The following is a 12,999-nucleotide window of genomic DNA, read 5'->3' as shown; positions in this document are numbered from 1 at the left end:
CTTCTGAAAACAACAGCCACGATTGTCTCCCATGCGCCGCAGCGGCGAAGCACTTTCCTCTCCCCACCCCAGCTCTGCGGGCACGCCCGCCCGCAGCGACCGATCCGACTGGGCGACGCTGCGGCGTCTGTTTCCGTACCTCTGGCGTTACAAATGGCGCGTCATGGCGGCGCTGGCCTTCATGGTCGGCGCCAAGGTCGCCAATGTGGGCGTGCCGGTGCTGCTCAAGAACCTGGTCGACGCGATGTCGATCAAGCCCGGCAGCGCCGCCTCGCTGCTGGTGGTGCCGGTCGGGCTGCTGGTCGCCTACGGGCTGCTGCGGCTGTCGACCGCGGTCTTCAACGAGTTGCGTGAGCTGGTCTTCGCCAAGGCCACCGAGGGCGCGGCTCGCAGCATCTCGCTGGAGGTGTTCCAGCACCTGCATGCGCTGAGCCTGCGCTTCCACCTGGAGCGCCAGACCGGCGGCATGACGCGCGACATCGAGCGCGGCACGCGCGGCGTGCATTCGCTGATCTCGATGTCGCTCTACAGTATCGTGCCGACGATCATCGAGCTGACGCTGGTGCTGACCATCCTGGGCGTGAAGTTCGACTCGGGCTTCGTCTGGATCACGCTGGCCGCGCTGGTGGTCTACATCTCCTTCACGGTGGTCGTGACCGAATGGCGGACCCAGTTCCGCAAGACCATGAACGAGCTCGACTCGGTGGCGCAGAGCCGCGCGGTCGATTCGCTGCTCAACTACGAGACGGTCAAGTACTTCAACAACGAGGGCTTCGAGGCCGGCCGCTACGACGCCAGCCTGGAGCGCTACCGCAAGGCGGCGGTCAAGAGCCAGACCACGCTCAGCATGCTGAACGCGGGCCAGCAGTGCCTGATCGCCATCAGCCTGGTGGCGATGCTCTACCGAGCCACGCAGGGCGTGGTCGACGGCCACATGACGCTGGGCGACCTGGTGATGGTCAACGCCTTCATGATCCAGCTCTACATCCCGCTCAATTTCCTGGGCGTGATCTACCGCGAGATCAAGCAGAGCCTGACCGACCTCGACAAGATGTTCGTGCTGCTCGAGAAGGAGCGCGAGGTGCGCGACGCGCCGGAGGCCCGGCCGCTGGCGGGCCACGATTCGACGGTGCGCTTCGAGGACGTCAGCTTCGCCTACGAGGCGGCGCGGCCGATCCTGAAGCACGTGAGCTTCGAGATCCCGGCCGGCAAGACGGTGGCCGTGGTCGGCCCGTCGGGCTCCGGCAAGTCGACGCTGGCCCGATTGCTCTACCGCTTCTACGACGTCCAGCAGGGCCGCATCACGATCGGCGGCGAGGACATCCGGCAGGTGACGCAGGCCAGCGTCCGGCAGGCGATCGGCATCGTGCCGCAGGACACGGTGCTGTTCAACGACACGGTCGAATACAACATCGCCTATGGTCGGCCGGGCGCCAGCCGCGAGGAGGTGGAGGAGGCCGCGCGGGCGGCGCGCATCCACGACTTCATCGTCCACACGCCCAAGGGCTACGAGACCATGGTCGGCGAGCGCGGGCTGAAGCTCTCGGGCGGCGAGAAGCAGCGGGTGGCGATCGCGCGCACCCTGCTCAAGAACCCGCCGATCGTGATCTTCGACGAGGCCACCTCGGCGCTGGACTCGGCCAACGAGCGGGCGATCCAGTCGGAGCTCAAGAGCGCGGCGCGCAACAAGACCACGCTGGTGATCGCGCACCGCCTGTCGACGGTGGTCGACGCGCACGAGATCCTGGTGCTCGAGAGCGGCGTGATCGTCGAGCGCGGCACCCATGCGCAGTTGCTGGAAGGCCAGGGCAAGTACGCCCAGATGTGGCGCTTGCAGAAGCTCGAGGCCGAGCCGGTGCTGTGAACCCTTTTCCTTGAATCAGGAGCATGCCGAGAATGTCAGAGAAGATTCCCCTGTTGGTACTCAACAGCCTGTCGCAGGCCCACCAGGCGCAGGTCGCCGCGGTCTACGACGTGACCTATCTGCCGGTGCCGACGCAGGCCCAACGCGATGAGCTGATCGCCGCCCAGGGCGGGCGCTTCCGCGCGGTGCTGACGATCGGCACGATCGGCCTGACGGCCGCGGAGATCGCCGCCATGCCGAAGCTGGAACTGGTGTGCTGCATGGGGGCCGGCTACGAGGGCGTCGCGCTGGAGGCGGCGCGTGCGCGCGGCATCGCGCTCGCGAACGGGGCAGGCACCAACGACGACTGCGTGGCCGACCATGCCTTCGGCCTGCTGATCGGCGCCATGCGCCACATCCGCAAGCTCGACCGGCTGTGCCGCGAAGGGGTGCGGCGCGAGACGATTCCGCATCCGCCCAACGTCTCCGGCAAGCGCCTGGGCATCGTCGGGCTGGGCACCATCGGCCAGAAGATCGCCAGGCGGGCCGAGGGCTTCGACATGGCGATCGGCTATCACAACCGCAAGCCGCGAGAGGGCGTTGCCCACCGCTACTTCGACAGCGTGCAGGCGCTGGCCGAATGGGCCGACATCCTGGTGGTCGCGACACCGGGCGGCGCGGGCACGCGGCACCTGGTGAATGCCGCCGTCCTCGATGCGCTGGGGCCGCAGGCGTTCCTGGTCAACATCTCGCGCGGCAGCGTGGTCGACACCGAGGCGCTCGCTGCGGCGCTGCGCGAAGGCCGTCTCGCAGGCGCCGGGCTCGACGTCTATGAGAGCGAGCCGCTGCCGCCCGCGCCGCTGGTCGGGCTCGACAACGTGCTGCTGACGCCGCACATGGCGGGGTGGTCGCCGGAGGCGACGCAGGCGTCGGTCGATCGGTTCCTGGCGAATGCCGAGGGGCATTTTTCGGGGCGAGGGGTGGTGTCGGCTATTTGAGGGGTTACGTGGCGTGGGCGGCGATGGCGAGCGGTATGCCCTGGACCGGCCGACGTCACCGGCCCTTCGGGCTTCCCTGCGCTGCTCGCGACAGGCGGGGTCCGCGCAAACTCGCTCCGCTGCGCTCCACTCAAACACGCGCGGCCCTGATCCGCCTGCCGCTGCGCTGCTCGGCGGTGCCTCAACGGCCGGCCCAGGGCATACCGCCCGCCACCGCTGACACGTCGGGGTTGCATCGGCGTTGGAGACGCCACGGATCTTTGATCATCCCCTGAGCCCGGCATGCGGTGCGGCACGGGCGATCCCCTCTGCGCCGCTGAGCAGCGCAAGGCAGCCCGAAGGGCCGGCGCAGTGGGGTCGACTGGCCCGCACCGCTCGCCGGGCGCCCCTCGAGAGACAAACGGACTCCTCAACCAATCGCGGAAGGCTGCAGACTCCCCCACCCACAAGCCAGGTCATACGCATGCCCCAGCCGCAGCACCGCCATGTCCGCATGCACCGGCCCCGCGATCTGCAGCCCCATCGGCAGCCCCTCGCCGTTGAATCCCGCGCGCACATTGAGCGTCGGGAGGCCAGCCAGCGTGAAGGGCGTGACGATTTCCATCCAGCGGTGGTAGGTGTCGCTCTCCACGCCGCCGACCGACTTCGGCCAGGACAGCGCGGCGTCGAAGGGGAAGACCTGGGCCGTCGGCGCCACCACGAAGTCGAAACGCTCGAAGGCCCGCAGGAACGCTCGGTAGACGTTGGAACGGTAGACCGATGCCTGGTACAGCGCCGCGGCGTCGAGCAGCTGGCTCTGCTCGATCTCCCAGCGCGCCTCGGGCTTGAGCTTGCCGCGCAGCGCCGGGTCGGCATGCGCGGCGCCCAGCTTGCCGCCGACCAGCAGCTGGCGCAGCCGCAGCCAGGCGGTCCAGTTCTGCTCGCGCGGCACGTCGAGCTGGTGCGGCTCGACCTCGCAGCCGAGGTCGCGGAAGGTCTGCAGCGCGCTTTCGCAGAGTTCGCGAACGCCGGGCGCCAGCGGCAGCTCGGGCCAGATGCTGCCGAGCCAGCCGATGCGCAGGCCCCGGGTCTCGCCATCGAGCCGCAGCGCATCGGGCGAGGGCAGGGCGCCTTCCAGCGACAGCGGCAGCCGGGGATCGAAGCCCGCCTGCACCGCCAGCAGGCGCGCAGCGTCCTCGACGTTGCGCGCCATCGGCCCCTCGGTGCCGAGCTGCTGCAGGAACAGATCGTCTTCGGGCGCACCCGGCACCCGGCCGCGCGAGGGCCTGAAACCGATCACGTTGTTGAAGGCGGCCGGGTTGCGCAGCGAGCCGCCCATGTCGCTGCCGTCAGCCACCGGCAGCATGCCGAGGGCCAGCGCCACCGCGGCCCCGCCGCTGCTGCCGCCGGCGCTCAGCGCCGGATCGTAGGCATTGAGCGTGGTGCCGAAGACCGTGTTGTAGGTGTGCGAGCCGAGCCCGAACTCGGGCATGTTGGTCTTGCCGATGACGATCGCGCCGGCGCTGCGCATGCGGGCCACATGAAGGCTGTCGCTGCGCGCCGGCGTCCGCGGCGCGATCGGCGATCCCATCGAGGTCGGGAGACCGGCCGCATGGCTCAGGTCCTTGACCGCCAATGGAAAGCCGTGCATCCAGCCGAGGCGCTCGCCGCGTGCGAGCTGCGCGTCGCGCTCGCCGGCCTCGTCGAGCAGCTGCTGCGGGTCGCGCAGCGAGACGATGGCGTTGAAGCGCGGGTTGAGGGCCTCGATGCGCGCCAGCGTGGCGCCCATCAGCTCGCGGCAGGACAGCTCGCGCCGGGCGATCAGCTCCGACAGGCGGGTGGCATCGAGGGCGAGAAGGTCGGAGGCGTTCATGGCGATCGCGGGCCGGTGGCGGTTCACCAGTATGTCGCAGCCTCGCATAATCGCCGGATGGAAACCAAGTGGCTCGAAGACTTCGTCAGCCTGGCAGAGACCCGCAGCTTCAGCCGTTCGGCCCAGCTGCGCCACGTGACGCAACCGGCCTTCTCGCGCCGCATCCAGGCCCTGGAGGGCTGGGCCGGCACCGACCTGGTCGACCGCAGCTCCTACCCCACGCGCCTGACGCCCGCCGGCCAGACCCTCTACGGCCAGGCGATCGAGATGCTGCAGGCGCTGCAGAGCACGCGCGCCATGCTGCGCGGGCATTCGGCGGTGGCGCAGGACGTGATCGAGTTCGCGATCCCGCACACGCTCGCCTTCACTTTCTTCCCGGCCTGGATCACCAGCCTGCGCGAGCAGTTCGGGCCGATGAAGAGCCGGCTGATCGCGCTGAACGTGCACGACGCGGTGCTGCGCCTGGTCGAAGGCAGCTGCGACGTGCTGATCGCCTACCACCATCCCTCCCAGCCGCTGCCGCTCGACGCCAACCGCTACGAGATGGTGAGCCTGGGCGAGGAGGTGGTCGCGCCGTGGGTCAAGCCCGATGCCGACGGGGCGCCGCGCTACCGCCTGCCCGGGCGCCCCGGCCAGCCCTTGCCCTACCTCGGCTACGCGCCGGGCGCCTACCTCGGGCGGGTCGTCGATCAGCTGCTCAAGGCGTCCGGCACCGCGATCCATCTCGACCGGGTCTACGAGACCGACATGGCCGAGGGCCTCAAGGTGATGGCGCTCGAAGGCCACGGCATCGCCTTCCTGCCGGAGAGCGCGGTGCGCAAGGAGGTCCGCGCCCGCACCCTGGTCAGCGCCCTGCCGCCGGAGATCGATCGCCTCGACGCCACGATGGAAATCCGGGCCTATCGCGAGCGTCCCGGCACCACGGCCTCGAAGAGCGCCGGGCGCGTCGGCAAGGGAGCCGCCGATTCGCTGTGGGCTTACCTGGTGCAGGCCCAGGGTTCAGGCTGACGCCGTCGATTTGTGCACTGCACAAACTATGACGCGCCGACATGCCGACCGCCGCATTCGGCATTGGGCGCCGGCGATAACTGTGACTAAAGTCCGCCTCACGTTTTTTTCGGGCACAAAGGCTGCTTTGAAGTAGCTGTTCGCGCATCGGTGCGCCCTCGCAAGGTGCATCTCGCACCGGGTTGGTCCGGGTATGGCGCAGAATGCGGGCGTCTAGAATTTCCAGTCTTTCTCTCAGTCTCAGGAGTCAAGTATGAAGAAGCAGGTATTGGCGTTGGCCGTGATGGTGCTCGCCGCAGGAGGAGCCTTCGCCCAGGCCAACGACACGCTGGCCAAGATCAAGTCCACGGGTGCCGTGACGATGGGCGTGCGCGACTCGTCCGGCGCGCTGGCCTACACCATCGGCGACGGCAAGTATGTCGGCTTCCACACCGAGATGTCCGAGCGCATCCTGGCCGACATCCAGAAGCAGCTGGGCCTGCCCAAGCTCGACATCAAGCGCCAGCTGGTGACCTCGCAGAACCGCGTGCCGCTGGTGCAGAACGGCACCGTCGACCTCGAATGCGGCTCGACCACCAACAACGCCACGCGCCAGAAGGACGTCGCCTTCGCCATCACCACCTACGTCGAGGAAGTGCGCATCGCGGTCAAGGCCAATTCGGGCATCAACTCGATCAAGGACCTCAACGGCAAGAACGTGGTCACGACCACCGGCACGACCTCGGTGCAGACCCTGCGCAAGAACGAGCGCGCCCAGGGCATCGACTTCAAGGAAGTCATGGGCAAGGACCACGCCGACAGCTTCCTGCTGCTCGAATCGGGCCGCGCCGATGCGTTCGTGATGGACGGCCAGATCCTGGCCGGCAACATCGCCAAGTCGAAGGCCCCGGCCGACTTCAAGATCGTCGGCGATGCGCTGTCGGTCGAGCCGATCGCCTGCATGCTGCGCAAGGACGACCCGGCCTTCCTGAAGGCGGTCGACGACAGCATCAAGCGCCAGATCGCCGACGGCTCGCTGGCCAAGCTGTACGACAAGTGGTTCATGCAGCCGATCCCGCCGACCAACACCAAGGTCGGCCTGCCGCTGTCGGAAGCCACCAAGGCTGCTTGGGCCAACCCCAACAACAAGCCGATGGAAGACTACGTCAAGAAGTAAGCACGCGGGCTGATGCGTGAACGAACGCCCGCCTTTTCCGGCGGGCGTTTGTTTTGTGAGAGGCCTCCAACAATCATCGAGGAGTTCAAATGGGAAAATGGGATTGGCAGGTCTTCCTGGAAGATCCGGGCGGCAAGATACCGACCTACTGGCAGTGGCTGGTGTCGGCCTGGGGCTGGACGGTGTCGGTGTCCTTGTGCTCGCTGGTCGTGGCGCTGGTGCTCGGCTCGCTGGTCGGCGTGATCCGCACGCTGCCCGACAGCCCGTGGCTGGTGCGCTTCGGCAATGCCTGGGTCGAGCTGTTCCGCAACGTGCCGCTGCTGGTCCAGATCTTCCTGTGGTACCACGTGGTGCCCAAGATGTTCCCGGTCATGTCCGGCCTGCCGCCCTTCATCCTGGTGGTCTTCGCGCTGGGCTTCTTCACCTCGGCCCGGATCGCCGAGCAACTGCGCTCCGGCATCCAGGCCCTGCCCAAGGGCCAGCGCTACGCCGGCATGGCGGTGGGCTTCACGACGCCGCAGTACTACCGCTACGTCATCCTGCCGATGGCCTACCGCATCATCATCCCGCCGCTCACCAGCGAGTCGATGAACATCTTCAAGAATTCGTCGGTCGCGTTCGCGGTGTCGATTCCCGAAATGATCCAGTTCGCGATGCAGGCCGGCGAAGAGACCTCGCGCGTGACCGAGATGTACATGGCCGTGACCGTGCTCTACGTGATCTCGGCGATGGTCATCAACCGCATCATGGCCTGGGTCGAGAAGAGGGTCCGGGTGCCGGGCTTCGTCGTGGCCGGAACCGGCGGCGGAGGACACTGACATGAATCTCGACCTCACGTTCTTCAACTGGGCCGTCGTCAGCAGCTTCCTGCTCAAGGGCCTCTACTTCAGCGTGTTCCTGACGGTGGTCGCCACGCTCGGCGGCATCTTCTTCGGCACCTTGCTGGCCCTGATGCGGCTGTCGGGCAAGAAGTGGCTCGACATGCCGGCGGCGATCTACGTCAACGGCATGCGCAGCATCCCGCTGGTGATGGTGATCCTGTGGTTCTTCCTGCTGGTGCCCAACATCATCGGCCGGCCGATCGGGCCCGAGTACTCGGCCGTCATCACCTTCGTCGCCTTCGAGGCCGCCTACTTCAGCGAGATCATGCGCGCCGGCATCCAGTCGATTCCGCGCGGGCAGGTGTTCGCGGGGCAGGCAGTGGGCATGACCTACGGCCAGAACATGAAGCTGGTGATCCTGCCGCAGGCCTTCCGCAACATGCTGCCGGTGCTGCTGACCCAGACCATCATCCTGTTCCAGGACACCTCGCTGGTCTACGCGATCGGCGCCTACGACCTGTTCAAGGGCTTCGACACTGCGGGCAAGAACTTCGGCCGGCCCGAAGAGGCCTACCTGCTGGCCGCCGTCGTCTATTTCGTCCTGTGCTATTCGCTTTCATGGCTCGTGAAGCGGCTGCACAAGAAGATCGCCATCATCCGCTGAGCTGAAGGAGCAACAAGATGTCCGACAAAATGATTGAAATCAAGAACGTTTCCAAGTGGTATGGCCCGGTGCAGGTGCTCAACGACTGCTCCGTCAGCATCTCCAAGGGCGACGTGGTGGTGGTCTGCGGGCCCTCGGGCTCGGGCAAGTCCACCTTGATCAAGACCGTCAACGCGCTCGAGCCCTTCCAGAAGGGCGAGATCACGGTCAACGGCATTCCGCTGCACGACCCCAAGACCAACCTGCCGAAGCTGCGCTCCAAGGTCGGCATGGTGTTCCAGCACTTCGAGCTGTTCCCGCACCTGTCGGTGACCGAGAACCTCACGATCGCCCAGATCAAGGTGCTGGGCCGCAGTGCCGACGAAGCCAAGACGCGCGGCCTCAAGATGCTCGACCGCGTGGGCCTGATGGCGCACAAGGACAAGTTCCCGGGGCAGCTGTCGGGCGGCCAGCAGCAGCGGGTGGCGATCGCCCGCGCGCTCAGCATGGACCCGATCGTGATGCTGTTCGACGAGCCGACCTCGGCGCTCGACCCCGAGATGGTCGGCGAGGTGCTCGACGTGATGGTGTCGCTGGCCAAGGAAGGCATGACCATGATGGTGGTTACGCACGAGATGGGCTTCGCGCGCAAGGTGGCGAGCCGCGTGATCTTCATCGACGTCGGCGGCCGCATCCTGGAAGACTGCTCGAAGGAGGAGTTCTTCACGCACCCCGAGAATCGTCAGCCGCGGACCAAGGATTTCCTGAACAAGATCCTGCAGCACTAGGGTGATCACGCCCTAGGCGCGGGCGGATCGGTGTCGAGCGGCCCGATCCGAAGCCACGGCCAGCGTACGCGGTACGACTCGGCCTTGCGCTCGAACAGATCGCGGTGCGGCGTCAGCGGGTTCATCGTCAGCAGCCCGTCGTAGAGCAGCTTCAGCCCGTTCGGGGCGTAGAGTTCGGCGGGCCGGATGCCGACGCAGGTGGCCGGCACCAGGAAGCGATCGATGCCATCTTTGGCACTGTGCAGCGGGGCGTAGGGCTGACCGAAATGCGATTCGTACCAAAGGTGGACGCGTGCCTGGTTGGACGCTTCGACGGTGACGCCGAGGTCTCCCAGCACCGCGTCGACCCGCGCCTGCACGCTCTGCTCACCCGCCGCCGTGGTGTCGCCGGCATCGAAGTAGAACAGGTCGTAGTCCTTGATGGCCGTCTCCGGCGCACGGCCCGCCTGCAGGTTCCACACCGTCTGGAACAGGCAGCCGGCGACCAGCCAGCCGTCCGGAAGGGCCAGGGCGGGCCAGCGCTCGAGGATCGCGCGGTTGTGGCGGTTGCGGAGGACGTCGGCGAGAAATCGGTCTTGCATGGCTTGCAGAGCATAGGCGTGCCAGGCAGGCGAAAAGGATGAAAAAAGCCCCGCATGCGGGGCTTCGTCCAACGCCGCGAGGCCAGCCTACTTCGACCGCGCCGCCACTGCCTTCTCCGCCTTGGCCACCAGGTCGGCGCCGACGGTGTTCTTCCACTTGTCGTACACCGGCCGCGTGGCCTTGACGAAGGCCTCGCGCTCGTCGGGCGTGAGCTGGGTCACGGTCACGCCCATGCCGGCGATGTCCTTGAGCACCGGCTTGCCGGGCTCGACCAGGCCCTTGCGGGCAATGGCGATCTCCTGCTTGCCGGCGTCGAGCGCGGCCTGGCGCACGATGGCCTGGTCGGCCGGCGTCCACGAAGACCAGACTTCCTTGTTGACCACGAACACCAGCGGATCGCACACGTAGCCCCAGGTGGTCACGAACTTCTGGCCCACGGTGTGCATCTTCAGCACCGTGAACAGGAACAGCGGATTCTCCTGGCCGTCGACCGCGCCGCTGGCGAGCGCGGGCTGGGCGTCGGCCCAGCTCATCTGGGTCGGGTTGGCGCCCAGGGCGCTGAACATGTCGGAGTAGATCGGCGAGCCGACGACGCGGACCTTCATGCCCTTCAGGTCTTCGGGCGTCTTGATCGGCTTCTTCGAGTTGGTCACTTCGCGGAAACCGTTCTCGCCCCAGGCCAGCGGCACCACGCCGGCCTTGTCGAGCGTGGCGAAGATTTCCTTGCCGACCGGGCCCTGCGTCAGCGCGTCCACTGCCGCGTAGTCGGGCATCAGGAAGGGCATCGAGAACAGGTTGAGCTGCTTGACCTGCGGCGACCAGTTGATGGTCGATCCGACCGCCATGTCGATCACGCCCTGGCGCAGCGCGCTGAACTCGCGCGTCTGGTCGCCCTGGATCAGCGACACGCCCGGGTACAGCTTGATGTTGATGCGGCCCTGGGTGCGCTCCTTGACCAGGTCGGCCCAGATGCGGCCGGCTTCGCCCCACGGCGTCGGCGGACCCAGCACCAGCGACATCTTGTACTCGGCCTTGTAGGCCTGGGCGGTCGCGGCCACCGAGAAGCCGCCCAGCGTGGCAGCGACGGCGAGCAGGCCGAGCAGGGAACGACGGAATTTCATGGACAGTCTCCTTTGGAATGAATCGGAAAGTCAGTAGCCGAGCTTGCGCGGCAGCCAGAGTGCGAGTTCGGGCCAGATGATCACGGCCACCATCACGAGGAACATCGCGAACAGCATCCAGCCGACCCAGCGCACGGTCTCTTCCATGCGCACGTTGGCGATGCGGCAGGAGACCATCAGGTTGACGGCCAGCGGCGGCGTGAACTGGCCCAGCGCGACCTTCAGCGTGAGGATGACGCCGAACCACACCGGGTCCCACTTGTAGTACTGCACGATCGGCCACAGCAGCGGCACGAAGATCAGGAAGATCGAGACGCCGTCGAGGAACATGCCGATCGTGATCAGCAGCAGGATCAGGAGCGACAGCACGCCGTACTCGCCGAGCCCCGAATTGACGATGGCGCGGGTGACCGGATCGATCACGCCGAGGGTCGACAACGAGTACGCGAAGATGCCCGCCAGCGACACCACCAGCAGGATCACGGCCGACAGCTCGCCCGATTCGCGCAGGATCACGAACAGGTCGCGGACCTTGATCGTGCGGTGGATCGCCATGCCGACGAAGAGGCCGTAGAAAACCGCCACCACCGCCGCCTCGGTCGGCGTGAAGAGGCCGGCGCGCATGCCGCCCAGGATCAGCACCGGCGCCGCCAGGCCCCAGGTGGCCTCGCGGAAGCTCCGCCAGAAGGGCGGGCGCGGCAGGCTCGATTCGAGTGCGCCCATCTTGTTCTTGCGGGCCAGCCAGACGGCCGGGACGATCAGCGCCACGCCGGCCAGGATGCCGGGGATCATGCCGGCGGCAAACAGCGCCGGCACGGAAGCGCCGGGGACCAGCACCGAGTAGACGATAAAGGCGACCGAGGGCGGGATCAGGATGTCGGTGGCGGCGGCGGCGCCGACCACGCTGGCCGAGTAGGCGGCCGGATAGCCGGCGCGTGACATGGCGGTGATCATCACGGCGCCGACCGCGGCGGCATTGGCCGGGCCCGAGCCCGAGATGCCGCCGAGGAACATCGCCACCACGATCGCCACCAGCGGCAGCATGCCGGGGCCGCGGCCGACGATCGCGATCGCGAAGTTGACCAGGCGCAGCGCCACGCCCGAGCGGTCGAAGATCGACCCGACCAGGACGAACATCGGGATCGCGAGCAGGGGGTACTTGCCGAGGCCGGCGTAGAAGTTCTGCGGCACGGCCAGGAGGCCGAACCATTGCGCATCGCCATTGGCCAGCGCGATGCAGGCGGCGCCGGCGAGGCCGAGCGCGGCGCCGATCGGCACGCCGACCAGCATCATCGCCACGAAGGCGACGAAGAGCAGCGTGGGGATCATCGCTCCGAATCCCCGTAGTTGGTCTTGCGTCCGCGGCGGATGAACAGGCCCAGCGCCCGCAGCGCGATCGCGAACGAGACGATCGGCAGCCAGATCGAATACCACCATTGCGGCACGCCGATGCCGGGCGAGGTCTCTTCGAAGCGATAGTCGTCCCACACCACGCGCACGCTGAGCGCGCCGATCAGCAGGAACAGCAGCGCGACCGTGATCGCGCCGAACTGCGCCAGCCGCTTGCGCCGCGCCATGCTGCCGCTCTCGGCGAAGTATTCGATGCGGATGTGGCGGTCGCGCGCCACTGCCGCGGAGCCCGCCACCAGCGCCAGCAGGATCATCAGGAAGACCGAGAACTCCTCGGTCCAGGCGAAGGACGAGTCGGTGAAGTAGCGCACCAGCACGTTGGCGAAGGTGATGCAGGCCAGCAGCCCCATGATGAGCACGGTGGCCCAGTCCTCGATCGCGAGCGGAACGCGGGTCGGCTCGTCGGCGGCTTCGATTTCAGGGGGGAGGGGGCTGGCGGCGTCCAGCACGGGGCCGGACTCGGTGGGAGAGGTCATCGGGGGGAGCAGGAAGGTGAGGCCACGTCATGTCACCGGGCGGACGCCGGGACGCGGTCCGTACACCTCGACAGGGAAGCAGCCAGGGATCGTAACGATCCATGACCATTTCGATATCGGGGGTTTCCTTAGCTGCCGCCCCGTCTCAGAGCGCCTTGACCAGTTCCGGCACGGCCGTGAACAGGTCGGCCACCAGGCCGTAGTCGGCCACCGAGAAGATCGGCGCCTCTTCGTCCTTGTTGATCGCCACGATCACCTTGGAGTCCTTCATGCCCGCCAGATGCTGGATCGCGCCCGAGAT

At 67.3% G+C, this 12,999-nt stretch carries 12 protein-coding genes and 1 pseudogene; 7 read left to right on the top strand and 6 right to left on the bottom strand.

Going from position 1 to position 12,999, the window contains the following annotated elements:
• Positions 1–31 precede the first annotated feature (31 nt).
• Both AC1DF3_RS15820 and AC1DF3_RS15815 read left to right on the top strand, forming a co-directional pair.
• Positions 32–1,864 (top strand): ABCB family ABC transporter ATP-binding protein/permease, encoded by a 1,833-nt coding sequence (locus tag AC1DF3_RS15820; RefSeq protein WP_478140129.1) that lies wholly within the window; start codon positions 32–34, stop codon positions 1,862–1,864.
• 32 nt (positions 1,865–1,896) lie between these two features.
• Entirely contained in the window at positions 1,897–2,841 is a 945-nt protein-coding gene (locus tag AC1DF3_RS15815; RefSeq protein WP_478140128.1) for a 2-hydroxyacid dehydrogenase, read from the top strand.
• 409 nt (positions 2,842–3,250) lie between these two features.
• Here AC1DF3_RS15815 and AC1DF3_RS15810 read toward each other — a convergent pair whose 3' ends face one another.
• Positions 3,251–4,693 carry an amidase gene (locus AC1DF3_RS15810; RefSeq protein WP_478140127.1) on the bottom strand — a complete coding sequence of 481 codons (1,443 nt, stop codon included), beginning with the start codon at positions 4,691–4,693 and terminating at the stop codon, positions 3,251–3,253.
• Positions 4,694–4,750: 57 nt separating this feature from the next.
• Between AC1DF3_RS15810 and AC1DF3_RS15805 the strand changes: the two genes are divergently transcribed.
• From AC1DF3_RS15805 to AC1DF3_RS15785, 5 genes are all read left to right on the top strand, one after another.
• Positions 4,751–5,701 (top strand): LysR substrate-binding domain-containing protein, encoded by a 951-nt coding sequence (locus AC1DF3_RS15805; RefSeq protein ID WP_286534015.1) that lies wholly within the window; start codon positions 4,751–4,753, stop codon positions 5,699–5,701.
• 253 nt (positions 5,702–5,954) lie between these two features.
• On the top strand, positions 5,955–6,857 hold the full coding sequence (locus tag AC1DF3_RS15800; RefSeq protein WP_286523948.1) for a transporter substrate-binding domain-containing protein: 903 nt from the start codon (positions 5,955–5,957) through the stop codon (positions 6,855–6,857).
• 89 nt (positions 6,858–6,946) lie between these two features.
• Complete coding sequence (locus tag AC1DF3_RS15795) at positions 6,947–7,675, top strand: amino acid ABC transporter permease (RefSeq protein WP_286534014.1); 729 nt, start codon at positions 6,947–6,949, stop codon at positions 7,673–7,675.
• A 1-nt stretch (position 7,676) separates the two neighbouring features.
• Positions 7,677–8,342: an amino acid ABC transporter permease gene (locus AC1DF3_RS15790; protein WP_286534013.1), complete on the top strand. Its 666-nt coding sequence runs from the start codon at positions 7,677–7,679 to the stop codon at positions 8,340–8,342.
• A 29-nt stretch (positions 8,343–8,371) separates the two neighbouring features.
• Positions 8,372–9,109 (top strand): amino acid ABC transporter ATP-binding protein, encoded by a 738-nt coding sequence (locus AC1DF3_RS15785; protein ID WP_286506855.1) that lies wholly within the window; start codon positions 8,372–8,374, stop codon positions 9,107–9,109.
• 5 nt (positions 9,110–9,114) lie between these two features.
• On the opposite strand, the gene AC1DF3_RS15780 is transcribed toward AC1DF3_RS15785, so the two are convergent.
• From AC1DF3_RS15780 to AC1DF3_RS15760, 5 genes and pseudogenes are all read right to left on the bottom strand, one after another.
• Entirely contained in the window at positions 9,115–9,690 is a 576-nt protein-coding gene (locus AC1DF3_RS15780) for a nucleotidyltransferase family protein (protein ID WP_478140126.1), read from the bottom strand.
• A gap of 87 nt (positions 9,691–9,777) precedes the next feature.
• The gene (locus tag AC1DF3_RS15775) at positions 9,778–10,812 is read right to left on the bottom strand and encodes a DctP family TRAP transporter solute-binding subunit (RefSeq protein WP_286534010.1); all 1,035 of its coding nucleotides are present in this window, start codon (positions 10,810–10,812) and stop codon (positions 9,778–9,780) included.
• A gap of 30 nt (positions 10,813–10,842) precedes the next feature.
• A complete protein-coding gene (locus AC1DF3_RS15770; protein WP_478140125.1) occupies positions 10,843–12,141 on the bottom strand; it encodes a TRAP transporter large permease in 1,299 nt (432 codons plus the stop codon).
• Positions 12,138–12,698, bottom strand: a complete 561-nt coding sequence (locus AC1DF3_RS15765; protein ID WP_286534008.1) for a TRAP transporter small permease — start codon at positions 12,696–12,698, stop codon at positions 12,138–12,140. The genes AC1DF3_RS15770 and AC1DF3_RS15765 overlap by 4 nt, the downstream gene beginning before the upstream one ends.
• A gap of 145 nt (positions 12,699–12,843) precedes the next feature.
• Positions 12,844–12,999 (bottom strand): annotated as a pseudogene (locus AC1DF3_RS15760) (electron transfer flavoprotein subunit alpha/FixB family protein); the annotation flags it as partial.

This window comes from Variovorax sp. 10N432, from assembly GCF_056394465.1.
The sequence above is the reverse complement of the archived record's forward strand: the minus strand, read 5'-3'. Positions and strand labels throughout refer to the sequence as shown.

Bases quoted from the DNA above. Each gene is read 5' to 3' on its own strand.
- AC1DF3_RS15820 (WP_478140129.1), top strand. From the start codon at position 32: ATGCGCCGCAGCGGCGAAGCACTTTCCTCTCCCCACCCCAGCTCTGCG.
- AC1DF3_RS15815 (WP_478140128.1), top strand. From the start codon at position 1,897: ATGTCAGAGAAGATTCCCCTGTTGGTACTCAACAGCCTGTCGCAGGCC.
- AC1DF3_RS15810 (WP_478140127.1), bottom strand. From the start codon at position 4,693: ATGAACGCCTCCGACCTTCTCGCCCTCGATGCCACCCGCCTGTCGGAG.
- AC1DF3_RS15805 (WP_286534015.1), top strand. From the start codon at position 4,751: ATGGAAACCAAGTGGCTCGAAGACTTCGTCAGCCTGGCAGAGACCCGC.
- AC1DF3_RS15800 (WP_286523948.1), top strand. From the start codon at position 5,955: ATGAAGAAGCAGGTATTGGCGTTGGCCGTGATGGTGCTCGCCGCAGGA.
- AC1DF3_RS15795 (WP_286534014.1), top strand. From the start codon at position 6,947: ATGGGAAAATGGGATTGGCAGGTCTTCCTGGAAGATCCGGGCGGCAAG.
- AC1DF3_RS15790 (WP_286534013.1), top strand. From the start codon at position 7,677: ATGAATCTCGACCTCACGTTCTTCAACTGGGCCGTCGTCAGCAGCTTC.
- AC1DF3_RS15785 (WP_286506855.1), top strand. From the start codon at position 8,372: ATGATTGAAATCAAGAACGTTTCCAAGTGGTATGGCCCGGTGCAGGTG.
- AC1DF3_RS15780 (WP_478140126.1), bottom strand. From the start codon at position 9,690: ATGCAAGACCGATTTCTCGCCGACGTCCTCCGCAACCGCCACAACCGC.
- AC1DF3_RS15775 (WP_286534010.1), bottom strand. From the start codon at position 10,812: ATGAAATTCCGTCGTTCCCTGCTCGGCCTGCTCGCCGTCGCTGCCACG.
- AC1DF3_RS15770 (WP_478140125.1), bottom strand. From the start codon at position 12,141: ATGATCCCCACGCTGCTCTTCGTCGCCTTCGTGGCGATGATGCTGGTC.
- AC1DF3_RS15765 (WP_286534008.1), bottom strand. From the start codon at position 12,698: ATGACCTCTCCCACCGAGTCCGGCCCCGTGCTGGACGCCGCCAGCCCC.